Genomic DNA, 23,248 nt, shown 5'->3' with positions numbered 1-23,248 from the left:
GAGGCGAGTGGGGCCGAAGAGCCCTGCCTCGTACTGCCCGCCCGTCAGGCACCGGGCCCGATCGCTGCCGGTACTGTTCGGCGAATGAGCTCGCTTAATCTCGACGACTTCACCGATCTGATCGAGCGCCCCGACGGTGGCGTGCGCCGTGACGCCGAGGCACGCCGGGAGCGGCAGGTCGTGCCGCCCGGGGCACTCGGGCGCCTCGACGAACTCGGTGAGTGGCTGGCGGCCGCGCAGTCCGCCGTGCCGGTGCGGGCGATCGAGCGCCCGCGTGTGGTGTTGTTCGCGGGTGACCACGGGGTCGCCGAACTGGGGGTCTCCGCGCGGCCCTCGGGAAGCGCGGACGAGTTGGTAAGGGCCGTGCTCGACGGCGCGAGCCCCGTGTCGGTCCTGGCCCGGCGGCTCGGTGTACCCGTGCGGGTGGTGGACATGGCGCTCGACTGCGAGCCGGAGAGCCTGCCCGACGAGGTCGTGCGGCACCGGGTGCGGCGTGGGTCCGGGCGGATCGACCTGGAGGACGCGCTGTCCATCGAGGAGGCGGAGGCCGCGTTCCGCGCGGGGGTCGCCGTCGCGGACGAGGAGGCCGACTCCGGGACCGATCTCGTCGTACTCGGGGATGTGAGCGTCGGGGGGACGACCGCCGCGGCCGTGCTGGTCGCGGCGCTGTGCGGGACCGACGCGTCGGTCGTCACCGGGCGTGGCGGACGCGCCATCGACGACCTTGCCTGGATGCGCAAGTGCGCGACCGTACGGGACGCGCTGCGGCGGGCCCGGCCGGTCCTCGGGGATCAGCTGCAGCTGCTGGCGACCGTGGGCGGGGCCGATCTTGCCGCGATCACCGGGTTTCTGCTGCAGAGCGCGGCTCGGAAGACTCCGGTGATTCTCGACGGGGTCGTTTCGGCCGCGTGCGCGCTCGTCGGGCAGCGGGTCGCCTTCCGGGCGCCGGACTGGTGGATCGCCGGGCAGAACAGCGGAGAGCCCGCACAGGCGAAGGCGTTCGACCGGATGGCACTCGAGCCGCTGCTCGATCACGGGGTGACGGTCGGGGAGGGCGCCGGAGCGCTGCTCGCGCTGCCGTTGGTCCAGGCGGCGGCGGCACTGGCCGCGGAGCTGCCGGAGGCGGAGGCCCCCGAGCCGGAGAAGGACGAGGGCCCCGGGGAGCCGGAGAAGGGGTCGGAGGAAGTGGCGGAGCGGGAGTAGTCGCGTGCGGTGAGTTCGGCACGGCCGAACAGCACCGTCTCGCCGCGGGGGCGGGGGCGGCCGGCGCCCCGTAAGGGGCGCGGGGGAACTGCGCGACCAGCCCCCACAACCCGCAGCCGCCTCTCAACGGGACAAGCCCTCCTGGGGCTGCCCGCGTCGGACGCGCGGGTCGTGGACACCGGGCCGTCGGCGGCCGTGGTCGGGCTCGCCGTCTTCGTCGGCCGGCGGTACGGGGCGTACGTCACCGCGGGCGTGGTCGTCGCGGCGATGGTCGCCGAGGTGCTCGTCAAGGAGAACCTCGCGGGCAAGGAGCATCTGGCCGCGATCGCGGCGGTGCTCGTGGTGTGCGGGATCTCCGCGCTGTGTCAGCGGCGGCCGGACAGGGAACGGGCGGGTTCCGGGTCCGGTTTGCCGCCGATCAACTCCTGAATTCTGCGCCGGGGCCCCGACCAGCGGCGGTCGTGGTGGTAGGCGCGCAACCTGGATTTGGCCCGGGCGCGCGGGCGCCTGCGATAGAAGCGCTTGGCCCACGGCGAGTCGGGGCGGGCCAGGCGGATCACACCGACCAGGGCTACGAGCGGGACGATCACGCCGAAGATCGCCATGCGCGCCTTGCCCTTGCTCAGGGCCAGCAGGGCGAGGAGGAAGTTCACCCCGACGCTCACGATGACGCCCCCACGGCTCTGCCGCTCCTCCTCGGAGAGGTCGTTGACACCGAACGGCAGGAAACCGCTGAGCATCAGCCCCACCAGGGCCGCCGTGACCACCACGACCTCGACGCTCTTACGACCCTCCTCGCTCCAGTAGACGTCGTCGAGGTGCAGGATCAGCGCGAACTCGTCGAGCACCAGACCCGCGCCCATCCCGAACAGCACGGCGGAGATGCCCGCGCCGAAGCCGTGTCCGCCACTGGCCACCGCGCCGAAGCCGCCGATCACGGTCAGGAGGACACCGGGGACGACGTGGTGGATGTGCAGATCGCCGGCCTTGACGTTGCCGAAGGGGCCCTTGCCCGCGCGGATCATCCGGACGACGACCCGGGTGATCACAAAGGTGAGCACGAAGGAGGCGAGCGCCAGCAGCAGCGGCAGCTTTCCCGGCTCGATGACGTTCCGTGTCCACCAATGACCCATGTGTGAACTTTATCCATGAATGCCGCTTATCCATGGCTGCCGCAATGGGCCGTTCGGGCCGCCGGGTAACCTGCGCCGATGTCCACGACCCCGCCCCAGCCCCCGCGTCAGCCCCCCTTCCAGCCCGCGCCCGGAACTCCCGGCGCCCCCTGGACCGACGGCCTCCGCTTCGCCTTCGGCACGCTCACCGTGTTCCCCGTCAAGGTGACCCGCTGGGACAGCGAGGCGGCGCGCGCCGGGATGCTGTGCGCGCCCGTCGCCGGGCTGGCGGTGGGTCTCCTCGCCGCCGCGCTGGGCCTGTTCCTGCTGCTCCTCGGCGCGGGCCCGCTGCTCGCGGCCGTGGCCACCGCCGCCGTACCGGCCACGCTGACGCGCGGCCTCCATCTCGACGGCCTCGCCGACATCGCCGACGGGCTCGGCAGCGGCAAGCCCGCGGAGGACGCGCTGCGGATCATGAAGCAGTCGGATATCGGGCCGTTCGGTGTCATCGCTCTCGTGTTCGTGCTGTTCGCGCAGGTGGCGGCGCTTGCCGAGGCGTACGGGTCCTCGTGGGCGCGGGGTGCGCTGGCGGCCCTGGTTTCGGCCACCGTGGCCCGGCTTGCGCTCACGCTGGCGGCCCGCGTGGGCGTGCCGGCTGCTCGGCCCGACGGGCTGGGGGCGGCGGTCGCGGGCACGGTTCCCCTGCGGGGGGCTCTGCTGGTGGCCGCCTTTGTCACCGCCCTCGCGGCGGGCATGGGTGCGGTGGTCGGGACGTATGGCCTCGTCCTGGGTGTGCTGGCCGTGCTTGCCGCGTGCGGCTCCGCCGAGCTTCTGCTGCGGCATTGCACGCGCCGGTTCGGCGGGGTCACGGGTGACGTGTTCGGGGGGCTGGCTGAGACTGCCGCTACCGCGGCGCTGGTGGTGCTGGCTCTTTGGTGAGGGTCCGAGGGTTTGTGTGCACAGTGCGGGCCGGTGGGGGTTGTTCGCGCAGTTCCCCGCGCCCCTGAAAAGTAGGGGCTGCGCCCCGAGCCCCCACCCGCCCGCACTCGAAGAACTGCCCAAGTCCGCTCAGCCCGCCTGCAAGGCATGCGGCAGCGTGCCCCAGGGGTGGTCGCCGCTCCCTGGGACCGCGCAGTGGACCGTGGCGCCCCGCGCGTGGGCCAGTTCGCCGACCCGGGCGCCGGGTGGCACGCCGTGGACCAGGTGGCACAGGCGGGTGCGGCCGCCGGTGAACGGCTCGGGGCGCAGGCCGCGGTACGTGTCCCAGGTGCCCTCGAAGGTCACGAGGACGTCGGCGAGGCGGGCGTACGCGGGGTGCGGGGGCGCCCCGTGGTTGAGGGTGAGGGTCGTGCAACCCGCGCCCCAGGCGGCGGTGGCGAGGCGCTGGTAGTAGCCGAAGTCGCCGAGTCGTGAGGAGACTTGGTCGAGGAAGGCGCCGTCCACGCCGTACCAGTCGCGGTGCCGGGTCAGGTCGCGGACGACGTCGGGGCGGGGTCTGCGGCCGTAGCCGGTGTCGGCGTACCCGAGCACCCGTACGTCCGCCGCGCGCAGCCGCTCGGCGACCTCGGCGAACGCCGGGTCTGGGCGCTCGCCGGGGCCGCTGGCCGGGTTCAGCACGACTCCGTAGAGGCGGGGCGCGGCCGCGACGATCGCGTCCCATTCGGCGGGGCGGACGGACGGGTGCTCGTAGTACGGGACGAGAAGCGCGCTCATAGGTGCTCACTGGTCTCTGGTCCGGTCATCGGTGGGCCGTCGCCCTCCCCAGTTGCCCGCAGACCAGGGACGCCAGCGCCGCGGCCGCCGCGCCGTACACGACGAGGCCGACCATGTGCGGGTCCGTCACGTCGGCAAGCAGTGCCGCGGTCTGGGCCAGCGCCGCGGCGCAGCAGACGGCGGCGGCGCTCAGGACCGCGCCGAACGACTGGAGCAGCAGGCCGGTCCAGAGCACCGTGCCGAGGAGCAGGAGCGCGGTGAGCCGGACGCCGTCGAGGCCGGGTGCCTTCGGCCACAGCGCGGCGGTGGCGACGCTGAGCAGGAACAGTGCGGCGAGGTAGCCGCTGAGGCACCGGACGAGGGTGACCGCCGTGGTCCGCCAGAACTCGCGGGACGTACTGCTGGAGCGCAGTCCGGCGAGGCTTCCGCTGCGGAACCGGTAGAGCAGCCACTCGGCGGGCCCCATGCTCAGGGTGAGCGCCACGGCGGCCGGTGCGGCGACCGCGGCGTTGGCGTCCGCGTCGGCCAGGACGTCGCCGAGCGCCACGTACACGACGAGCGCGCCGCTGCCGAGGCCGAAGAAGGCGTACGGCAGTGATCCGGCGAGCCGGGGCCCGGCGGTGCGCGGCCGACTGCCGGAAGGGGCGCCGGGCCGGGCGCCGCCGAACGGCAGCAGCGCCGCGAACCCCGCCGACCAGCTGATCCGCGTCCCGTCCTCCCCCGACTGCCGTACGGCCGGGCCGACTTCGAGGACGGCGAGGGTCGCGACGGCGGCCAGGGAGACGATCAGCAGGGCCAGTCTCACGGCGTCCGGGACCGGGTGTACCAACTCCAGGAGAGCACCGGCCGCCATGGGCAACAGGGCGACGAGCAGGGCCCGTTCGCGGCCCATGACCAGCAGTACGGTGGCCGCCGCGAGGTAGCCGGACTGGCCGGCGGCGAAGGCGACCGCGCCGAGGTGGCCGGGGGCGAAGGCCAGGGCGACGAGGGAGCCGAGCAGGGCGCCGGCCGGAGCCCCCAGGAGGAGGGAGCGGCGGGCGGCCGCTTTGTCGCCGAGGCCCAGCCAGGAGTACGCCCGGTGGGCGAGCCCCTGGTTCCAGGTCCAGCCGCACAGGGCGCCGGCCAGCAGCGGCACCGTACCGGCGGGAAGGCCGAAGCCGTCCTCCGGGCCTGCCAGCAGGGGCGCCCCGAGGACGTAGCCGAGGCCGGGCAGTGCGAAGACGACGCCTCTGAGGAGGCAGCCCAGCAGGCCTGTGCGCCAGGGGTCGTGGGCCGGGCCCGCCGGTTCGGGATGGCGGCGCTCGACGCGTTCGTACAGTTCCTCGGCGAGCGAGAAGGAGTCCTTGCAGCCGTACTTCTCGCGTATCTGGTCGTCCGACAGGCCGTCGGACTCCAGGAGGGCGGCTATCTCGTCGGGGTGGACGGCGGCGGCTATGAACTCCTCGAGCCGCGTGGCGAGTTCGTCCATCGGGTCGGGCGCCGCCCAGCTGGGGCGGCGCTGGCGCGGCACATGGGGCAGGGTGTCGGGCCGCGTGCCGGGCGGCATCCGGATCGATCCGCTCACCAGCCGGTTCCGTCCGTGGCGACGGCCTCGTACCAGGGGTCGCGCAGTTCGAGGGTCCAGTCGGCGACGGTCTCGAGGGTGGGTTCGTACACCTCGGGCAGGCCCGCCAGCTCCTGATAGATCGTCCGGAAGGCGTCCACGGAGCGGCGGAGCGTGAAGCGGTCGATGACGCGCTGGCGGGACAACTGACCGAGTTCCAGGCGTCGTTGGTCGTCCCCCAGCAGGACGAGCGCGGCGGCGGCCATCTTCTCCGGCTCGCGCGGCGGCACTACGAGGCCGGTGTCGCCGACCGCCTCGCCGACTCCGCCCACGTCGGTGGAGACGGTGGTCCGCCCGCACGACATGGCCTCGATGATCGAGAAGGGGAAGCCCTCGGAGATGGAGGAGAGCATCACTACATGCCCGGCCGCGTACGCGCGCCACACCTCGCTGATGCGGCCCTCGAAGGTGAGTCCGTCCGTGACGCCCAGTTCGGCGGCGAGCTTCTCCAGCCGGGTCTTGTACGCCTCTCCCCCGGGCGGCACCGGGCCGAACAGCCGCAGCCTGGTGTCAGGGAGTTCGGCGCGCACCATCGCGTACGCGTGCAGCAGGGTCTCCAGGTCCTTGATGGGGTCGACGCGGCCGCACCAGGTGAGCGTGGGCACGTCGGGCTCGGGGCCCGCGTGCGGGAAGGCGTGCGGGTCGACGCCGTTGTAGACGGTACGGATCTTGTCGGGGTCGGCGCCGCCTCGTTCCTCCCAGCGGCGGTTGTACTGGTTGCACGGGGTGATCAGGTCCGCGGCCTGGTAGCCGAGGGTGTTGAGTTCGCGGTAGAAGCCGAGCATCAGGGCCTTCACCGGCCAGCGCTGGGCCTCGCTGCGGTAGCCGAGGTAGCGCTCGCGCAGATAGATGCCGTGCTCGGTGAGCAGGAACGGCGTGCCGTCCAACTCCCGTGCCGCCAGAGCCGGAAGCGTGGCCAGGCCGCTGCCGGTGGCGTGCGAGACGGACTCCTCGGGCAGGCGCACGCCCAGCGGGCGCAGCGCGTGTTCCAGCAGGTCGGTCGCCGTCAGCGCGTCGTGCACGGTGGGCCGGGCCTGCGCGGTCGGCAGGTGCGGCATGGTCCAGATCCACATCAGCGAGCGCAGCGCGGCCTCGGTGCGCAGGGCCGCCGTCAGCTGTCCGTCGCGGGCGAGCCGGGCCAGTTCGTAGAGCGCCTCACCGAAGTCGCAGTGCGCCTCGGGGTCGAGGAACGACAGCAGGAACCGCTCGTAGGTGTCGATGAAGCCGCGGCGGGCCCGGCCGCGTGGCGCCCGCCGGGATCCCGGCCTGGTGCCCCACAGCGGCACGGTCGTGTGCTGGTAGACGTTGGGCGGCAGCTCCCAGGTGACGGGTTCGCGGCCGCTGCCGGAGAGTGAGACGACGTTGAACTCGACTTCGGGCATCCCCTTCACGAGCTGGTCGCACCAGGTGCTGACCCCGCCGTGGACCAGTGGATACGTGCCCTCCGTGAGCATGGTGACATGACGGCCGGTGCGCATCGCTACGCGGTTCCTCCCAGTATGCGGATGTTGTAGGGGGAACTGCGGGCCTGACCCCGACTGCGGGCTCGTCGTGGCTGGGCGCGCAGTTCCCCGCGCCCCTACGGGGCGCTCCTCTACGGGGCGCTCCTTCTACGGCAGATTCAGCGTGACCGCGGTCTGCGGAGTTTCCGGCGTGGTCCAGGCCGTGCGCTCTCCCGCGTAGGGCGTGCCGAACACGGCGGTGCCGAGCAGGAGTTGCTTGCGTGTTCCTTCCGGTGCGGTGACCGGGATCCGCGTCCCGGACGGGGCGGTGACGGTGACGGTCGTGCCGACGCGGTACGCGGTGACGTCACCGTCGGCGACGGCCTGCTGCCAGGCCGCGCGGCGCTGGAGCTCGGTGCCGATGGCGCTCTGCCGCGGGTTCTCCAGCGGAGTGTTGTCGGCGTAGAGGGCGCGGTAGTCGGCGAGCACCTTGTCCAGGACCGGATAGAGCAGCCGGTCCTCAGCCATGTTGGACTGGTGCACGTAGTGCGGGCGCGGGTCGTTGCTCACGGCGTGCCCGAGAGCGATGCGCGCCTCCTGCGGGGCGATGTACGACTCGAAGCCGGTCGCCGTGTCCAGCGGGTCGTCGAGGCAGGTCGAGGTGGGGTTGTTCTCGCAGACGCCGCTGCCGCCGTCGGCCGCGGAGGTGTAGATCCAGTTGTACTCGTCGGTCATCTCCTCGGCCGTACCGACGTTGTAGTACACGTTCATCGGGTAGCGGGGCACGGTCAGCGTGTCGCCCACCGAACGCTGCTGCGGCTCACGGGAGTTGTCGGAGCCGGTCCACTTGATGCCGTTGTCGGCGAGGGCGCCCGCGAGGTTCGGGTTGTCGTCCGGCTGCTGCGGCAGGGTCTTGAGGCCGGAGTGCTCGCCGGTCACCAACTCGGTGCTGTCTACCTGGAGTCCGTGGCTGTCCGCCCACCGCTGGTTGTCGCGGATCTGGGCCGAGATCTCGGCACGGCTCATGTACTGGGTCGTACCGTCCGCGTTCTTCGCGCAGCTCCACGGCACGGTGCTGGTGTCCTGGACGCAACCGAGGAAGGGGTGCGTGTAGGTGTGGTTGACCCAGCGGTACTCGGCCTTGTCCGCGAGGAGTTGGTCGGTCAGCGCGTCGGTGCCGCCGTTCTCGCTCTTCCACTCCTCCCCCGCTCCCGCGTTGTAGACCATGTCGAGCGTGAAGCCACTGGTCCGCTGCCACTGGGCGGCGTACACCGCGTCGGCCGCCGTCATACGGATCGGCGTGGTCCCCTCGCCGTCACCGCCCGCGCAGTCGAAGTCGCCGGGCGTGCAGTTGCGTTCGGTGTCCCAGCGACCGTCGGGCGCGAAGACGTCGTCGACATGAACCGAGAAGTAGTTCCTGCTCTGCCCGAGGTGTATGCCCTGGGTCAGCCATTCGACGATGCCACGGGCGAGTACCCGGAACTGCTGCTGGTGATGGTTGTACGCGAACGTCACCACGAGTTCGCGCCGCCCGTCGTGCGCGTACTCGCCGACCAGGCTGCCGCGGCCGGTCCCACCGGGCACGGCGAGGTCGACGTAACTGGTGAAGCCCTCGCGGGGCCGCGCCACGTACCCGTAACTCTCCTGGGTGGACGGCGAGTTGTCCTCGAACGTCAGCGGCCCGTCGAGGTAGCCGAAGAAGCCCGCCTGCCCGGCCGTGGTGACCGCCGCCTCGCGGCCGTCGAGCGTGCCGGACCAGCCGCCCTGGTCGGTGTAGTCGAGGCCGACTCCGGGGTGCGCCCAGGTGTAGGCGTCGACCTGCGGGATGCCGAAGGTCCGCTCGTACGTCTCCAGGGCGGTCTGCTCGGCCGAACCCGGGCCGAACGGCGCCTCGTTGGGCAGCACGACGCCCTGGTACCTGGCGCGCGGGACGCCGCCGGCGCCGTCAGCGGGTTCGCTCAGGAACGCCTCGGTGATGGCCGGTCGGTCCGCGTCGTTGAGATCAACGGTTGTGTACGGGATGCCGGTGGTCCTCAGCTCCTCCGTGATGGCCTCCACGGGGCTGTCACCGTTGTCGACGACGAGAACCTTCAGGTCGATGCGCGGCTCTTCCGCCGCGGACGCGCCGGGTGTCCCCAGCCCCAGCCCCAGCAGACCGGCGGCCGCCAGAACAGCGGCCGCGTCTCTCCATCTGTGCGCACTCTGCGCCATACCGGCTCCTCCCCCTGATGGATCCCCCTGTGGTCAATTCGAGGAGGACCCATGGAAATCATGCAAAGCGGCGAGCGGGACACTCACCGGAAACAAGAGGAGTGTGACTCAGGTCATAAGGGGTGAGGGGTGATAAGTGATCAGGGCACCACGGAGGGATGAACGGCCGCTGGAATGAGCGAAACCCGGCACCGCGCGTAGGCTCGTGCCCGGCACTCCTCCGCCCCCGGCCGACCTCACCCCTCTCGGCCACAGCAACTCAATGGAAGCGAGATTTCACCACCGTGACTGCTCTCACTCTCAGCACCGCCGCGGCGTCCGGCCTGCGGGCCGACGCGATCGTCGTCGGTGTTGCCAAGGGCACTGCCTCCAAGTCCGGCGACCTGGTCATCGCACCGGGCGCCGAGGCCGTGGACAAGGCGTACGACGGCAGGCTCGCCGGCGTTCTGGAGACCCTCGGCGCCTCCGGCGGCGAGGGTGAGGTGACGAAGCTGCCGGCGCCGTCCGGCTTCAAGGCGCCGCTCGTGCTGGCGGTCGGTCTCGGTGCGCAGCCCGAGAAGGACGGGTCGTTCTCGGGCGAGACGCTGCGCCGCGCGGCCGGTGCCGCCGCCCGCGCCCTCGCCGGCAGCAAGAAGGCCGCGTTCGCCCTGCCGATCGCGGACGCCGCCGACGCGGGTGCCGTCGCCGAGGGCGCGCTGCTGGGCGCGTACTCCTTCGACACCTACAAGGAGAACGGCAAGAGCGGCAAGGACGCCAAGGCCCCGCTCGCCGAGGTCGCGCTGCTCGGCGGCAAGCCCCGCGACAAGGCGTACAAGGCGGCCGTCGAGCGCGCCGCCGCCGTGTCCGAGGAGCTCAACCGCGCCCGCGACCTCATCAACATGCCGCCGAACGACCTGAACCCCGAGTCCTTCGCGGCCGTCGCGCAGGCCGCGGCCAAGGAGCACGGCATCAAGGTGCAGGTGCTCGACGAGAAGGCGCTGGAGAAGGGCGGGTACGGCGGCATCCTCGGCGTCGGCGCCGGTTCCGCGTCCGCGCCCCGCCTGGTGAAGCTGTCGTACACCTCCTCCAAGGCGAAGAAGCACCTGGCCTTCGTCGGCAAGGGCATCACTTACGACTCGGGCGGCATCTCGCTCAAGCCCGCCGGGCACAACGAGACGATGAAGTGCGACATGAGCGGCGCGGCGGCGGTCTTCGCAGCGGTCGTCGCCGCCGCGCGTCTCGGCCTGGAGGTCAACGTGACCGGCTGGCTGGCGCTGGCCGAGAACATGCCCTCCGGCTCCGCCACCCGCCCCGGCGACGTGCTCCGCATGTACAGCGGCAAGACCGTCGAGGTCCTCAACACCGACGCCGAGGGCCGTCTCGTCCTCGCCGACGCGCTGTGGAAGGCCTCCGAGGACAAGCCGGACGCGATCGTCGACGTGGCGACGCTGACGGGTGCCATGGTGCTGGCCCTCGGCAACCGCACCTTCGGCGTGATGGCCAACGACGACGCGTTCCGTACCGCGGTCGTCGAGGCCGCCGACGAGGTCGGCGAGGCGTCCTGGCCGATGCCTCTGCCGGACCACCTGAAGAAGGGCATGGACTCCCCCACCGCCGACATCGCCAACATGGGCGAGCGGATGGGCGGCGGTCTGGTCGCCGGTCTGTTCCTGAAGGAGTTCGTGGGCGAGGGGATCACCTGGGCCCACATCGACATCGCGGGACCGGCGTTCAACGAGCAGGGCCCGTTCGGTTACACGCCCAAGGGCGGTACGGGGTCGGCTGTACGGACTCTGGTTCGGCTGGCCGAGCTGACGGCGTCGGGCGACCTGGGCTGAGTCGGTTCGCTGAGCAGAGGGCGCCCTGTCGGCGAGTGAGCCGAAGGGGGGCGCCTGTGTCGAGAGGCCGATCGCGCGGAGTGCCCGACGAAGGAGGGCCGAGCACGATCGGCCTCTCGACACAGCCTTTTGCGCCCCGGAGACGAACCGAGCCTTGGAAAGAGGTATCTCACACACCGGCCCGGCGTCTCGATCGGCACCGACAGGTGCGAAGATGGGTTCTCGGCAGGACAGGGCCCCACCACAGGGCCGAAGAAAGAGCGGCCGGACACCAGCCGCCGCCCGGTCGACGCAGACCGGCGTACGGCGCACATGCATGGAGGACGTGACGTGGCGAACGACGCCAGCACCGTTTTCGACCTAGTGATCCTCGGCGGCGGTAGCGGCGGCTATGCCGCGGCCCTGCGCGGAGCGCAGCTGGGTCTGGACGTCGCCCTGATCGAGAAGGACAAGGTCGGCGGTACCTGCCTGCACCGGGGGTGCATCCCCACCAAGGCCCTGCTGCACGCGGGCGAGATCGCCGATCAGGCCCGCGAGAGCGAGCAGTTCGGTGTCAAGACCACCTTCGAGGGCATCGACGTACCGGCCGTCCACAAGTACAAGGACGGCGTCGTCGCCGGCCTGTACAAGGGTCTGCAGGGGCTGATCGCCTCCCGCAAGGTCACCTACATCGAGGGTGAGGGCCGCCTGTCCTCCCCGACGTCCGTCGACGTGAACGGCCAGCGTGTCCAGGGCCGCCACGTCCTGCTGGCGACCGGCTCCGTGCCGAAGTCGCTGCCGGGCCTGGAGATCGACGGCAACCGCATCATCTCCTCGGACCACGCGCTGGTCCTGGACCGCGTCCCGCAGTCCGCGATCGTGCTCGGCGGCGGCGTCATCGGCGTCGAGTTCGCATCCGCGTGGAAGTCCTTCGGTACGGACATCACGATCATCGAGGGTCTGAAGCACCTCGCCCCGCTCGAGGACGAGAACTCCTCCAAGCTTCTTGAGCGCGCGTTCCGCAAGCGCGGCATCAAGTTCAACCTGGGCACGTTCTTCTCGAAGGCCGAGTACACCGCGAACGGCGTGAAGGTGACTCTGGCCGACGGCAAGGAGTTCGAGGCCGAGCTCCTGCTCGTCGCCGTCGGCCGCGGCCCGGTCTCGCAGGGCCTGGGCTACGAGGAGCAGGGCGTCGCGATGGACCGCGGCTACGTCCTGGTCGACGAGTACATGCGCACGAACGTCCCGACCATCTCCGCCGTCGGTGACCTGGTCCCGACCCTCCAGCTCGCGCACGTCGGCTTCGCCGAGGGCATCCTGGTGGCGGAGCGTCTGGCCGGCCTGAAGACCGTTCCGATCGACTACGACGGCGTTCCGCGGGTGACGTACTGCCACCCCGAGGTCGCCTCCGTGGGTATCACCGAGGCCAAGGCCAAGGAGATCTACGGCGCGGACAAGGTCGTCGCTCTCAAGTACAACCTGGCGGGCAACGGCAAGAGCAAGATCCTCAACACCTCGGGCGAGATCAAGCTCGTCCAGGTGAAGGACGGTGCCGTCGTCGGCGTCCACATGGTCGGCGACCGCATGGGCGAGCAGGTCGGCGAAGCCCAGCTGATCTACAACTGGGAGGCGCTGCCCGCCGAGGTCGCGCAGCTCATCCACGCTCACCCGACCCAGAGTGAGGCACTGGGCGAGGCCCACCTCGCTCTGGCCGGCAAGCCGCTGCACTCGCACGACTGACAGCCCTCGGGCGCGACGACCACAGACTTCCGCAAATTCGTAAGGAGCAACCGAAACCATGGCGGTTTCCGTAACCCTTCCGGCGCTCGGCGAGAGCGTCACCGAGGGCACTGTCACCCGCTGGCTGAAGGCCGAGGGCGAGCGCGTCGAGGCCGACGAGCCGCTGCTCGAGGTGTCGACCGACAAGGTCGACACCGAGATCCCCTCTCCTGCCGCCGGTGTCCTGGCGTCCATCAAGGTCGCCGAGGACGAGACCGTTGAGGTCGGCGCCGAGCTGGCCGTCATCGACGACGGCACGGGCGCGCCCGCTGCCGCCCCGGCTCCGGCCGCCGAGCCTGCCCCCGAGCCCACTCCGGCCCCGGCCGCCGAGGCCCCTGCGGCTCCGGCTCCCGCCGCCGAGCCCGCTCCCGCCCCCGCCGCTCCGGCCGGTGGCGCCTCCGGTACCGATGTCGTACTGCCCGCGCTGGGCGAGTCGGTCACCGAGGGCACCGTCACGCGCTGGCTCAAGGAGGTCGGCGAGGAGGTCGCGGAGGACGAGCCGCTGCTCGAGGTCTCCACCGACAAGGTCGACACCGAGATCCCGTCGCCCACCGCCGGTGTGCTGCTCGAGATCGTGGTCGGCGAGGACGAGACGGCCGAGGTCGGCGCCAAGCTCGCCGTCATCGGCGCCCCGGGCGCGGCTCCGGCCGCCGCTCCGGCTCCGGCCACCCCAGCTCCGGCGCCCGCCGCCGCTGCCCCGGCTCCGGCCACCCCCGCCTCTCCGGCCCCCGCTGCTCCGGCCGCTCCGGCCGCTCCGGCCGCTCCGGCCGCTCCGGCCGCTCCGGCCGCTCCGGCTCAGCCTGCGGCCCCGGCCGCTCAGGCCGCGCCCGCCGCACCCGCGCCTGCCGCTCCGGTGACCCCGGCGCCGGCTCCCGCCGCCGCGCAGCCCACCGACGAGGGTGCGTACGTGACCCCGCTGGTGCGCAAGCTCGCCGCCGAGAACGGCGTCGACCTGGCCGCCGTCAAGGGCACCGGCGTCGGCGGTCGTATCCGCAAGCAGGACGTCATCGCCGCCGCCGAGGCAGCGAAGGCCGCAGCGGCCGCACCGGCTCCGGCCGCTGCCGCACCGGCTGCCGGCGCCAAGAAGGCACCGGTCCTGGAGGCCTCCCCGCTGCGCGGCCAGACCGTCAAGATGCCCCGCATCCGCAAGGTCATCGGCGACAACATGGTGAAGGCCCTGCACGAGCAGGCCCAGCTGTCCTCGGTCGTCGAGGTCGACATCACCAGGCTGATGAAGCTGCGCGGCCAGGCCAAGGACTCCTTCGCGGCCCGCGAGGGCGTCAAGCTCTCCCCGATGCCGTTCTTCGTCAAGGCTGCGGCCCAGGCGCTGAAGGCCCACCCGGCCGTCAACGCCCGGATCAACGTGGACGAGGGCACGATCACCTACTTCGACACCGAGAACATCGGTATCGCGGTGGACTCGGAGAAGGGCCTGATGACCCCGGTCATCAAGAACGCGGGCGACCTGAACATCGCCGGCATCGCCAAGGCCACCGCCGAGCTCGCGGGCAAGGTCCGGGCGAACAAGATCACTCCGGACGAGCTGTCCGGCGCGACCTTCACCATCAGCAACACCGGCTCGCGCGGCGCGCTCTTCGACACGATCATCGTGCCGCCGAACCAGGTCGCGATCCTGGGCATCGGCGCCACGGTCAAGCGTCCGGCCGTCATCGAGACCGCCGAGGGCACCGTCATCGGCGTCCGCGACATGACGTACCTGACGCTCTCCTACGACCACCGTCTGGTGGACGGCGCCGACGCCGCCCGCTACCTGACGGCGGTCAAGGCGATCCTGGAGGCGGGCGAGTTCGAGGTCGAGCTCGGCCTGTAAGCCACGTCGTTCGTACGGTGCCCCGCCCGGACTCTTCCGGGCGGGGCACCGTCGTTCGTCCACGGCGGTGCCTCCGACGGGAGGCGGGGCCGCGCGCCGAGAGGGGCGCGGGGCTGTCTCGATATGCGGCTCCGACCGCGCGGGCGCGACCGGCCACGACCGGCCGACAGCCGAAACGACCCGCACAGCGCGGGCGCGCTCCCCCGTTCCCGGGGTGACAGCCCTGTGGCAGCCACGGGCCGCTCCGGTACGGGGCTTGACACAAAACGGCGCTCTGACAGCGTGTAAGTCTCGTCTCACCTGCGCGAAAGCGCCCCCGTCCGAGTCTCCCCGTGCCGAACCCGGCCTTATTGTCGAGACGTCAATGCCCTAGGGGCTCGTCGAGTGCCCCCTGCTAAGGAGCCCTCATGACCGCGCCCGTCGTCCACTCGCTACGCGAGCAGATCCGCGAGCACATCGTGGAGGGGATCGTGAGCGGCCGCTGGAAGCCGGGCGAGCGGATCGTGGAGCGGCGGATCGCCACGGAGCTCGAGGTCAGCCAGACGCCCGTCCGGGAGGCCCTGCGTGAGCTGGAGTCCCTGCGCCTGATCGAGTCGGCCCCCAACAAGGGCGTACGCGTACGGAACCTGACGGCGGCCGACCTGGAGGAGAGCTACCCGGTACGAGCCGGCCTGGAGGCCATAGCGGCCGAGCTGGCCGCCGACCGCCTCGCCGCCGACTGCTCGGCACTGGAACCGCACGTCGCCGCCCTGTACGAGGCCGACCGCCTGGCCGACGGCACGGGCCAGGTCCGCCACACGGTCGCCTTCCACCGCGAGCTGGTGCGCGCCGCCGGCAACTCCGTACTGCTGCACACCTGGGAGGGCCTGGGCATCGAGGTCTTCACGGCGCTGTCGATCCGGTGGCTGGGGACGGTGCAGCAGTCGTACGCGGAGGAGCACGAGGCACTCGTGGAGGCGTTCCGGCGCCGGGATCCACTGATCGCGGAGCTGGTGAAGGCGCATGTCCTGGGATGCGCGCCGCGTACGGGCAGCGAGCCCTCGTAGTCCCCGGAGGGCAGCCCCCGGAGAGTTCGTGGCCCCCGGAGACGCTCCACACCGGAGCGGAGCCCCGCTCAGACGTACGCCATCCGCGCCCTCACCTGCGTAAACGAGGCACGCGGTGCCTGATGCCAAGGCACGGGGTGCCTACTTTCTCGTGATCAAGATGTTTTGCCCCTCAACCCTTTGATCGATCATCGATCAGAGAGTTAAGGTCTCTGACGGGCTTCCACCAGAGCCCGCCGCCCTGTCCTGCCAAGACCAAGGGCACCCCCCGAGAACCCCTTGCCGATGAGGGAACCCCCCTCCGCATCCGGAAGGCGGCGCAATGACCGACCCCACCGCAATCCAGCCGAGCGAGCTCGACCAGCTCCCGGACCGCGACCCGGAGGAGACCGCCGAATGGCAGGCCTCCCTGGACGCCGTCACCAAGGCGGCCGGGCCGCACCGTGCCGCGTACCTGATGCGCCGCACACTGGAACGCGCCGAGGGCAACGGCCTCGCGCTGCCCAAGCTGCTTGAGACCGACTACGTCAACACCATCCCGACCGCCGCCGAGCCCACCGTGGACGGCGACGAGGAGATGGAGCGCAGGATCACCGCGTGGAACCGCTGGAACGCGGCCGCGATGGTGAGCCGGGGCAGCAAACACGGCGTCGGCGGCCACATCGCCACCTTCGCCTCCGCCGCCTGGCTCTACGAGACGGGCTTCAACCACTTCTTCAAGGGCAAGGAAGCCGACGGTTCCGGCGACCAGCTCTACATCCAGGGCCACGCCTCCCCGGGCATCTACGCCCGAGCCTTCCTGGACGGCCGCCTCACCGAGGCGCACCTGGACAACTTCCGCCAGGAGGCGGGAGGCAACGGCCTGCCGTCGTACCCGCACCCCCGCCGCCTCCCCTGGCTGTGGGAGTTCCCGACGGTATCGATGGGCCTGGGCCCTCTGTCGGCCATCTACCAGGCACGTTTCAACCGCTACCTCACCAGCCGCGGCGTCAAGGACGTCTCCCAGTCCCACGTGTGGGCGTTCCTCGGCGACGGCGAGATGGACGAGCCGGAGTCGACGGCGGCACTCGCTCTCGCCTCCCGCGAAGAGCTCGACAACCTCACCTTCGTCATCAACTGCAACCTGCAGCGCCTCGACGGCCCGGTCCGCGCGAACTTCAAGATCGTGCAGGAGCTGGAGGCCCAGTTCCGCGGCGCCGGCTGGAACGTCATCAAGTCCCTGTGGGGCAACGCCTGGGACGAGCTGTTCCAGCTCGACACCACCGGCGCCCTGGTCCGCCGCCTCCGCGAAGTACCCGACGCTCAGGTGCAGACGTACCAGACCCGCGACGCCGCCTACATCCGCCAGGACTTCTTCGGCTCCGACCCGGCGCTCGCCGAGATGGCGAAGCTGCTGAGCGACGACAAGATCCTGGAGTGTTTCCACCTTTCCCGCGGTGGTCACGAAGCGCGCAAGGTGTACGCGGCCTACAAGGCGGCGGTCGAACACAAGGGCGCACCCACCGTCATCCTGGCGCAGACGGTCAAGGGCTTCACGCTCGGCCAGGGCTTCGCGTCCAAGAACGCCAACCACCAGATGAAGAAGCTGTCGACGGACGAGTTCAAGCAGATGCGTGATCTGCTCGAACTGCCCATCTCCGACAGCCAGTTCGTGGACGGCGTGGTCCCCTACGGCCACCCGGGCGCCGACGCCTCCGAGGTCCGCTACCTCCAGGAGCGCCGCGCGGCCCTGGGCGGCCCGGCCCCCGCTCGCCGTACGCACGCACTCGCGCCCCTTCCAGCCCCCGCCGACAAGACGTTCACGTCGTTCGACAAGGGCTCGGGTTCGCAGAACCTGGCGACGACCATGGCCTTCGTACGCCTGGTCAAGGACCTGGTCCGCGACAAGACGTCCGGTAGGCGCTGGGTGCCGATCGTCCCTGACGAGGCACGCACCTTCGGCATGGAATCGCTCTTCCCCTCCCTCGGCATCTATTCACCCAAGGGCCAGACGTACGAGCCGGTCGACCGCGACCAGCTGATGTACTACAAGGAGGCCAAGGACGGCCAGATCCTCAACGAGGGGATCACCGAGGCCGGTTCGATGGCGGACTTCATCGCCGCGTCCACCGCGTACAGCACGCACGGCGAAGCGATGATCCCCTTCTACATCTTCTACTCGATGTTCGGCTGGCAGCGCACGGCCGACCAGATGTGGCAGCTCGGCGACCAGCTGGGCCGCGGCTTCCTGATCGGCGCCACGGCGGGCCGTACGACGCTGACGGGCGAGGGCCTCCAGCACGCGGACGGCCACTCACCCGTCATCGCGGCGACGAACCCTGCCGCCCTCACATACGACCCGGCGTTCGCGTACGAGGTCGCGACGATCGTGAAGGACGGTCTGCGCCGGATGTACGGCGAGGCGGCGCCCGGCGAGGACCAGAACGTCTTCTATTACCTCACCGTCTACAACGAGCCGCTGCCGCAGCCCGCGAAGCCGGCCGGCCCCGGCGTCGACGAGGGCATCGTCAAGGGGCTCTACCGCTTCAACACGGCCGAGTCCGCGGGTCTTTCGCCCGCCGCCAACGCCGCGCGCATCCAGCTGCTCGGCTCCGGTACGGCGATTCACTGGGTCCTTGAGGCGCAGAAGCTGCTGGCGGAGGAGTGGGGGGTGTCGGCGGACGTGTGGTCCGCCACGTCCTGGACGGAGCTCCGGCGTGACGCGCTCGACGCCGACGCGGCTCTGCTGCGCGGCGAGGACCGGGTCCCGTACGTGCGCCAGGCCCTGCACGGCGCCGAGGGACCTGTCCTCGCCGTCTCCGACTACATGCGCCAGGTACCCGACCAGATCGCCCAGTGGGTCGAGCAGGACTACTCCTCCCTCGGTGCCGACGGTTTCGGGCTCTCCGACACCCGTGCGGCGGCTCGGCGCCACTTCGGCGTCGACGCCCAGTCGATCGTCGTCGCCGCGTTGGCGCAGCTGGCCCGGCGCGGTGAGGTCAAGGCTTCGGCGGTGAAGGAGGCCCGGGAGCGGTACGGGCTCTAGTTTTCTCGCTCGGGCAGAGGGACACGTCGGCTCCGGCCGACGTGTCCCTCTGCTGTCGTTCGGGTGCGGGTGGGTGGGGGCTGGTCGCGCAGTTCCCCGCGCCCCTTAAAAGATCGGGGCCTCAGGTCGGTTCTCACACTGCCGGACCTCGTGGGCTGAGCGCGCAGTTCCCCGCGCCCCTGAAAAACCTCAGCCGCCACCGGCCGGCACCCGGCCCTCGGCGTGAGGGGACGTGCCGGGATGTCCGAGCGCCGCGCTTCCCGGCCGACCCGACTACCTCAGAGTGGCGCTCGGATGTCCCGGCGCGGCCCCGCCCCACAACCAACCCAGGGGCGCGAGGAACTGCGCGACAAGCCCCGACTCACCCGCAGGCAAACAACCGCCCAACCGCCGGAGGCACCCGGCATCATGAACGTATGCGTGCTGCCCGGCTCATCAAGATGGTGCTGCTCCTCCAGTCCCGGCCCTCGATGACCGCCGCCGAGCTGGCACGGGAGCTGGAGGTGTCCGAGCGGACGATCACGCGGGACGCGCAGGCGCTGTCGGAGGCGGGCGTGCCGGTGTACGCGGACCGCGGCCGGGCCGGCGGATACCGGCTGATCGGCGGATACCGGACCCGGCTGACGGGCCTGGCACGGAGTGAGGCCGAGGCGCTGTTCCTGTCCGGCGTGCCGGGAGCGTTGCGGGAGATGGGGCTGGAAGACGCCGCTTCGGCCGCCCGGCTGAAGGTGTCCGCCGCCCTGCTCCCCTCCCTCCGGGACGCCCCGCACACCGCGACTCAACGCTTCCATCTGGACGCACCCGCGTGGTTCGCCGAGCCGAAGACGCCCGAACTGCTGCCCGCGATCGCGGAGGCGGTGTGGGACGACCGCCGGATCACTGCCCGCTACAGACGTCAAGAGGCCGACGTGAAGCGGGAGTTGGAGCCGTACGGGCTCGTGCTGAAGGCAGGCGTCTGGTACGTGTGCGCCCGCGTCCCGGACCCCGGCTCCTTCAGGGTCTACCGCATCGACCGGTTCACGGCGGTGGAGGCCGACGCCGAACGCTTCGCCCGCGACGAGGCGTTCGACCTGCCGGGCTTCTGGGCGGAGCGGGCCGTACAGTTCGCGCGCTCGATCCTGCGGGCGACGGTCGTGGTCCGGCTCACCGAGACGGGCGCGCGCCAACTGAGGCACGTCGTCGACCCCCTCTCGGCACGGGAGGCCCTGGCCGAGACCGGCAAGCCCGACGACGAGGGCCGGGTGACGATCACGCTGCCGGTGGAGTCGCACGACGTCGCGTACACCCAACTCCTCGCCCTCGGCCCGGAGGTGGAGGTCCTGGAGCCGCCCGTTCTCCGGGAACGCTTCGCTCAGGCGGCGGCCCGGACGGCGGCGTACTACGCGCGGATCACCGATAGCCCGTGACGTCCGCGGTGCTGCTCCCCTGATCGACCTCCGTCATGTAGCGCCAGGCGTCGGGGGCCGAGCCGTCGACGTCCGTGAAGCCGTACTCCTTGGCGAGGCCGCCGCTGGAGAGCGACTGCCCGTTCCAGCGCGCCACGTCCGGGTCGGTGGCGAGCGCGGCCAGCGCCCGTCCGATGTAGGTGGGCGACTCGGAGATCGCGAAGTGCGGCGCCTGCGCACAGGCGTCCCGCCAGTTCTCCTCGGTCACGTGGAAGGCGGTGTCGAGCATCGCCTCGGAGCGCAACCAGCCCGGCGTGAGGCAGACGGCCGTGCAGCCGTACTCCTTCAGCTCCTCCGCGAGGTCGTGCGTCATGCGGATCGGGGTCGTCTTGGCCAGGTCGTAGAAGAACGGTTTGCGGTAGCCGCGGTTGAACTCCTCGGTGCCGTCCGTGACTTCGACGAGCAGGCCGCCTGGGTTACGGATCAGGAGCGGCAGCGCGCAGTGGCTGGTCACGATGTGCGACTCGATGCCGAGGCGCATCACCCGCAGTCCCCTGTCGAGATCCATCTCCCACATGTTCGGCTGCTTCGGCGTCGAGAAGTCGAGGTGGACGTCGCCGCCCCAGAGGTCGTTGACGAGGATGTCGAGCCGTCCCTGCTCCCGGTCGACGCGCGAGACGAGGGCCCGCACCTGCTCCGGCTCCAGGTGGTCCGTCGGTACGGCGATCCCCCGGCCGGAGGCCCCGGCGGCCGCGTCGACCAGTTCGGCCGTCTCCTCGATGGTCTCGGCGGGTCGGCCAACCTCACTGACGTGCTCGCGAGTCGTCCGTCCCGTCACGTACACCGTGGCGCCGGCACGCCCCAGCTCCACGGCCATGGCCCGCCCGGCTCCGCGCGTGGCGCCCGCGACGAGGGCGACCCTTCCCTCGAGCGGCTGTGCGGTTCTCTGCGGTGTCCCCTGTGTTGTCTCCATACGTCGAGCATCCCGCCGAAAGCCGACATCTCTTGTCGTACTTTCCGCCGACCTCCCACCGGCTTCTCCGCCCGTGTCTCCACCGGGCATTCCCTTCGGCCATTCCTGCGGCATGTGCGCACATAACGATCCGCCCGCCCCCGGGTGCGCGGGCCGGGCAGAGGCCCGATGCTTGTCCCGTGATGGACGAGACGGAGTTCTGGGAGCTGGTGGACGCGACCCGCGAGGCCGCCGAGGGTGACCCCGAGGAGCAGGCCGACCTGCTCGTCGAGCGGCTCCTCCAGCTGGACCCGGAGGAGATCCTGGACTTCGCCCGTCACTTCGAGGCCCGCTACAACCGCGCGTACACCTGGGACCTGTGGGGCGCCGCCTGGATCCTGCTCGACGGGGCCAGCGACGACGCCTTCGACTTCTTCCGCTGCTGGCTGATCGGCCAGGGCCGGGAGGTGTACGAGGGGGCCGTGCACGATCCCGACAAGCTCGCCGACCTCCTCACGGACTTCGACGACGAGGTCGACGGGGACGGCGAGGAGCTGGGCTACGCGGCGGACGAGGCGTACGAGCAGCTCACCGGCGTCGTCGCACCGGACCTGGGCATCCCGCCCGCGCCGCCGGAGCCGCTGGGCGCCCCGCTCGACCTCGAGAACCAGACCCTGCTGGCGGAACGTTTCCCGCGCTTGTGGGACCGGTTCGCGGACTGACACGCGGGCTGACGTGCGGGCTGACGCGAGGACTGACGGAACCGCCGGAACGGCCTCCCGGCGCTCTCACCAGGAGCGCCCGCGCGAACCCGTGACCCGGCCCTCGGCCGAACCCGGGACCAGGGCCGAGGCCGTCTTCGGCGCGCTGTGCGGGGGCGCCTCGTTGGCCCGGTCGAGCGCGGACGCGGTGGCGGCGGACGGCCCCACCACGACGGCGGCCACCACACAGGCCACGGTCCATTGACTCCGCAAGGTCCGCGCCCACAGGGACATACGCCGGAACTGCTGCTTGCGGGACTGCTGCTTCCGATACTGCTGCTTCGTGTGACTGTTCATGATCCCCACCTCCAGTCAGTGCGTGCTTCGACGCTAGGGCGCGTGGCTCGGAGTGATCGGTGAGGCAGCTGTGGCGTATCTGTGAGACGGGGCGCCGACCCCGGTGTCGCGGCGTGGGCACTACCGCCGGCCCTGAAGGCGCGCCGCGTGTTGTCTGATCTCGGGCAGCCTGGCCGTCAGGGCCGCGCCCGGGCAGGCGGTCCAGTAGCCGTCGGTGTGGCCCGAGACGGCCGTGAAGGTCCCGGGAGTGCCGGCCGCGTACCTGCTCAGGCTGTTGGTGGAGACGAGCCGTACCGACCCGCGCGGGTCGATGTCGGCGAGGCCCAGCTTCCAGGCGGCGACGGCGCCTATGGCGTCCGTCATGGCCTTCGGGACCGGCACTCCGGCGGTGAAGGTCCCTATCGCCGCGATGCCTGTCGTGCCGACGTTGAACCCCTGGGTGTGCGCGCCGACGACGGGGCGGTCGGTGCCGCCCGCCCGGCCCTCGTAGATCGTGCCGCAGCGGTCGACGAGGAAGTTGTAGCCGATGTCGTCCCAGTGCCGTGCGCCGGCCTGCCCCGCGTACAGATAGCGGATGATCCGGGGCACGTCCGCGCAGTCGTACCCGTTCGGCGAGTCGGTGTGGTGCACGAACACGGCGGTCACGCGGTCGGCGTACCGGGTGGGCGGCCGTGTGTAGGCGGCGTCGCCCAGCCAGCGCTCCCTCGGCACGATGGCGGGCCGCGCGGCCTGATGCCCCGCGGCGGCCCGTGCCGCGGCGGGCCGTCCGGCGTCGCCCGGTGTCCGGTCGACGCCCACGGCGCAGAGGCCGAGCGCGACGACGGCCGCGAGCCCGGGAAAACAGGCGAGCGCGACGCGCGCCGCATACGGCATCCGCCGCCCGGCGCCGCCCCCCACCCCCCGCGGCACGCCCCAGGCGCGTCGCGGGTTCGGGGACCGGAGGACACACATGAGATCCACTCTCCGGGACACCCGGACCGTCCGCGATGTGTGCTGTGCCACCCGGTGGAACCAACGCCCCGGTCCGGGACGTTTCTACAGGTCCACGCGCGCGTGCCGGTTTTCCGGTTCCACGCGCGCGTACCTGATCAC

Annotated in this window: 18 protein-coding genes; 10 read left to right on the top strand and 8 right to left on the bottom strand. The window is 71.4% G+C overall.

Annotated features, from left to right (window positions below):
- The first annotated feature begins 84 nt into the window (after positions 1 to 84).
- Complete coding sequence (cobT, locus tag ACTWQR_RS44710) at positions 85 to 1,203, top strand: nicotinate-nucleotide--dimethylbenzimidazole phosphoribosyltransferase (protein WP_443233048.1); 1,119 nt, start codon at positions 85 to 87, stop codon at positions 1,201 to 1,203.
- A gap of 171 nt (positions 1,204 to 1,374) precedes the next feature.
- Positions 1,375 to 1,632, top strand: a complete 258-nt coding sequence (locus tag ACTWQR_RS44705; protein WP_443233047.1) for a hypothetical protein — start codon at positions 1,375 to 1,377, stop codon at positions 1,630 to 1,632.
- Here ACTWQR_RS44705 and ACTWQR_RS44700 read toward each other — a convergent pair.
- A complete protein-coding gene (locus ACTWQR_RS44700; RefSeq protein ID WP_443233046.1) occupies positions 1,569 to 2,336 on the bottom strand; it encodes a hypothetical protein in 768 nt (255 codons plus the stop codon). The genes ACTWQR_RS44705 and ACTWQR_RS44700 overlap by 64 nt on opposite strands.
- 78 nt (positions 2,337 to 2,414) lie before the next feature.
- On the opposite strand from ACTWQR_RS44700, the gene ACTWQR_RS44695 reads away from it, so the two are divergent.
- Positions 2,415 to 3,254, top strand: a complete 840-nt coding sequence (locus ACTWQR_RS44695) for an adenosylcobinamide-GDP ribazoletransferase (RefSeq protein WP_443233045.1) — start codon at positions 2,415 to 2,417, stop codon at positions 3,252 to 3,254.
- A 129-nt stretch (positions 3,255 to 3,383) separates the two neighbouring features.
- Here ACTWQR_RS44695 and ACTWQR_RS44690 read toward each other — a convergent pair whose 3' ends face one another.
- The 4 genes from ACTWQR_RS44690 to ACTWQR_RS44675 all read right to left on the bottom strand — a co-directional run bounded on the left by ACTWQR_RS44690 (position 3,384) and on the right by ACTWQR_RS44675 (position 9,284).
- Positions 3,384 to 4,028, bottom strand: coding sequence for a spherulation-specific family 4 protein (locus tag ACTWQR_RS44690; RefSeq protein ID WP_443233044.1), 645 nt, complete (start codon positions 4,026 to 4,028; stop codon positions 3,384 to 3,386).
- 25 nt (positions 4,029 to 4,053) lie between these two features.
- A complete protein-coding gene (locus tag ACTWQR_RS44685; RefSeq protein WP_443233043.1) occupies positions 4,054 to 5,592 on the bottom strand; it encodes a hypothetical protein in 1,539 nt (512 codons plus the stop codon).
- Positions 5,589 to 7,109 carry a GT4 family glycosyltransferase PelF gene (gene pelF, locus ACTWQR_RS44680; protein WP_443233042.1) on the bottom strand — a complete coding sequence of 507 codons (1,521 nt, stop codon included), beginning with the start codon at positions 7,107 to 7,109 and terminating at the stop codon, positions 5,589 to 5,591. Before pelF ends, ACTWQR_RS44685 begins: the two co-directional genes overlap by 4 nt.
- Before the next feature lie 132 nt (positions 7,110 to 7,241).
- Positions 7,242 to 9,284 carry a hypothetical protein gene (locus ACTWQR_RS44675; protein WP_443233041.1) on the bottom strand — a complete coding sequence of 681 codons (2,043 nt, stop codon included), beginning with the start codon at positions 9,282 to 9,284 and terminating at the stop codon, positions 7,242 to 7,244.
- Between the two features lie 284 nt (positions 9,285 to 9,568).
- Here ACTWQR_RS44675 and ACTWQR_RS44670 point away from each other — a divergent pair, with 284 nt between their 5' ends.
- The 6 genes from ACTWQR_RS44670 (at position 9,569) to ACTWQR_RS44645 (ending at position 20,167) form a co-directional block, all read left to right on the top strand.
- Positions 9,569 to 11,101, top strand: a complete 1,533-nt coding sequence (locus ACTWQR_RS44670) for a leucyl aminopeptidase (protein WP_443233040.1) — start codon at positions 9,569 to 9,571, stop codon at positions 11,099 to 11,101.
- A 330-nt stretch (positions 11,102 to 11,431) separates the two neighbouring features.
- Positions 11,432 to 12,820, top strand: coding sequence for a dihydrolipoyl dehydrogenase (gene lpdA / locus ACTWQR_RS44665; RefSeq protein WP_443233039.1), 1,389 nt, complete (start codon positions 11,432 to 11,434; stop codon positions 12,818 to 12,820).
- Positions 12,821 to 12,878: 58 nt separating this feature from the next.
- Positions 12,879 to 14,690, top strand: a complete 1,812-nt coding sequence (sucB, locus tag ACTWQR_RS44660; RefSeq protein WP_443233038.1) for a 2-oxoglutarate dehydrogenase, E2 component, dihydrolipoamide succinyltransferase — start codon at positions 12,879 to 12,881, stop codon at positions 14,688 to 14,690.
- 407 nt (positions 14,691 to 15,097) lie between these two features.
- Complete coding sequence (locus ACTWQR_RS44655) at positions 15,098 to 15,736, top strand: GntR family transcriptional regulator (RefSeq protein ID WP_443233037.1); 639 nt, start codon at positions 15,098 to 15,100, stop codon at positions 15,734 to 15,736.
- Positions 15,737 to 16,058: 322 nt separating this feature from the next.
- A complete protein-coding gene (gene aceE, locus ACTWQR_RS44650) occupies positions 16,059 to 18,761 on the top strand; it encodes a pyruvate dehydrogenase (acetyl-transferring), homodimeric type (RefSeq protein WP_443233036.1) in 2,703 nt (900 codons plus the stop codon).
- 416 nt (positions 18,762 to 19,177) lie between these two features.
- Complete coding sequence (locus tag ACTWQR_RS44645) at positions 19,178 to 20,167, top strand: helix-turn-helix transcriptional regulator (RefSeq protein ID WP_443233035.1); 990 nt, start codon at positions 19,178 to 19,180, stop codon at positions 20,165 to 20,167.
- Here ACTWQR_RS44645 and ACTWQR_RS44640 read toward each other — a convergent pair.
- The gene (locus tag ACTWQR_RS44640) at positions 20,151 to 21,119 is read right to left on the bottom strand and encodes an SDR family oxidoreductase (RefSeq protein WP_443233034.1); all 969 of its coding nucleotides are present in this window, start codon (positions 21,117 to 21,119) and stop codon (positions 20,151 to 20,153) included. The two genes, ACTWQR_RS44645 and ACTWQR_RS44640, sit on opposite strands and share 17 nt — an antisense overlap.
- A gap of 182 nt (positions 21,120 to 21,301) precedes the next feature.
- Here ACTWQR_RS44640 and ACTWQR_RS44635 point away from each other — a divergent pair, with 182 nt between their 5' ends.
- A complete protein-coding gene (locus tag ACTWQR_RS44635) occupies positions 21,302 to 21,820 on the top strand; it encodes a DUF4240 domain-containing protein (RefSeq protein ID WP_443233060.1) in 519 nt (172 codons plus the stop codon).
- 66 nt (positions 21,821 to 21,886) lie between these two features.
- Here ACTWQR_RS44635 and ACTWQR_RS44630 read toward each other — a convergent pair whose 3' ends face one another.
- Positions 21,887 to 22,156 carry a hypothetical protein gene (locus ACTWQR_RS44630; RefSeq protein ID WP_443233033.1) on the bottom strand — a complete coding sequence of 90 codons (270 nt, stop codon included), beginning with the start codon at positions 22,154 to 22,156 and terminating at the stop codon, positions 21,887 to 21,889.
- Positions 22,157 to 22,276: 120 nt separating this feature from the next.
- Positions 22,277 to 23,029 carry a peptidoglycan recognition protein family protein gene (locus ACTWQR_RS44625; RefSeq protein WP_443233059.1) on the bottom strand — a complete coding sequence of 251 codons (753 nt, stop codon included), beginning with the start codon at positions 23,027 to 23,029 and terminating at the stop codon, positions 22,277 to 22,279.
- Positions 23,030 to 23,248: the final 219 nt, after the last annotated feature.

This window comes from Streptomyces sp. 2A115, from assembly GCF_052245575.1.
Taxonomy (GTDB): Bacteria; Actinomycetota; Actinomycetes; order Streptomycetales; family Streptomycetaceae; genus Streptomyces.
The sequence above is the reverse complement of the archived record's forward strand: the minus strand, read 5'-3'. Positions and strand labels throughout refer to the sequence as shown.

Excerpts from the sequence above, each read along its gene's own strand:
- cobT (WP_443233048.1), top strand. The coding sequence starts at position 85 with ATGAGCTCGCTTAATCTCGACGACTTCACCGATCTGATCGAGCGCCCC.
- ACTWQR_RS44700 (WP_443233046.1), bottom strand. The coding sequence starts at position 2,336 with ATGGGTCATTGGTGGACACGGAACGTCATCGAGCCGGGAAAGCTGCCG.
- ACTWQR_RS44695 (WP_443233045.1), top strand. The coding sequence starts at position 2,415 with ATGTCCACGACCCCGCCCCAGCCCCCGCGTCAGCCCCCCTTCCAGCCC.
- ACTWQR_RS44690 (WP_443233044.1), bottom strand. The coding sequence starts at position 4,028 with ATGAGCGCGCTTCTCGTCCCGTACTACGAGCACCCGTCCGTCCGCCCC.
- pelF (WP_443233042.1), bottom strand. The coding sequence starts at position 7,109 with ATGCGCACCGGCCGTCATGTCACCATGCTCACGGAGGGCACGTATCCA.
- ACTWQR_RS44675 (WP_443233041.1), bottom strand. The coding sequence starts at position 9,284 with ATGGCGCAGAGTGCGCACAGATGGAGAGACGCGGCCGCTGTTCTGGCG.
- sucB (WP_443233038.1), top strand. The coding sequence starts at position 12,879 with ATGGCGGTTTCCGTAACCCTTCCGGCGCTCGGCGAGAGCGTCACCGAG.
- ACTWQR_RS44655 (WP_443233037.1), top strand. The coding sequence starts at position 15,098 with ATGACCGCGCCCGTCGTCCACTCGCTACGCGAGCAGATCCGCGAGCAC.
- aceE (WP_443233036.1), top strand. The coding sequence starts at position 16,059 with ATGACCGACCCCACCGCAATCCAGCCGAGCGAGCTCGACCAGCTCCCG.
- ACTWQR_RS44645 (WP_443233035.1), top strand. The coding sequence starts at position 19,178 with ATGCGTGCTGCCCGGCTCATCAAGATGGTGCTGCTCCTCCAGTCCCGG.
- ACTWQR_RS44640 (WP_443233034.1), bottom strand. The coding sequence starts at position 21,119 with ATGGAGACAACACAGGGGACACCGCAGAGAACCGCACAGCCGCTCGAG.
- ACTWQR_RS44635 (WP_443233060.1), top strand. The coding sequence starts at position 21,302 with ATGGACGAGACGGAGTTCTGGGAGCTGGTGGACGCGACCCGCGAGGCC.
- ACTWQR_RS44630 (WP_443233033.1), bottom strand. The coding sequence starts at position 22,156 with ATGAACAGTCACACGAAGCAGCAGTATCGGAAGCAGCAGTCCCGCAAG.
- ACTWQR_RS44625 (WP_443233059.1), bottom strand. The coding sequence starts at position 23,029 with ATGCCGTATGCGGCGCGCGTCGCGCTCGCCTGTTTTCCCGGGCTCGCG.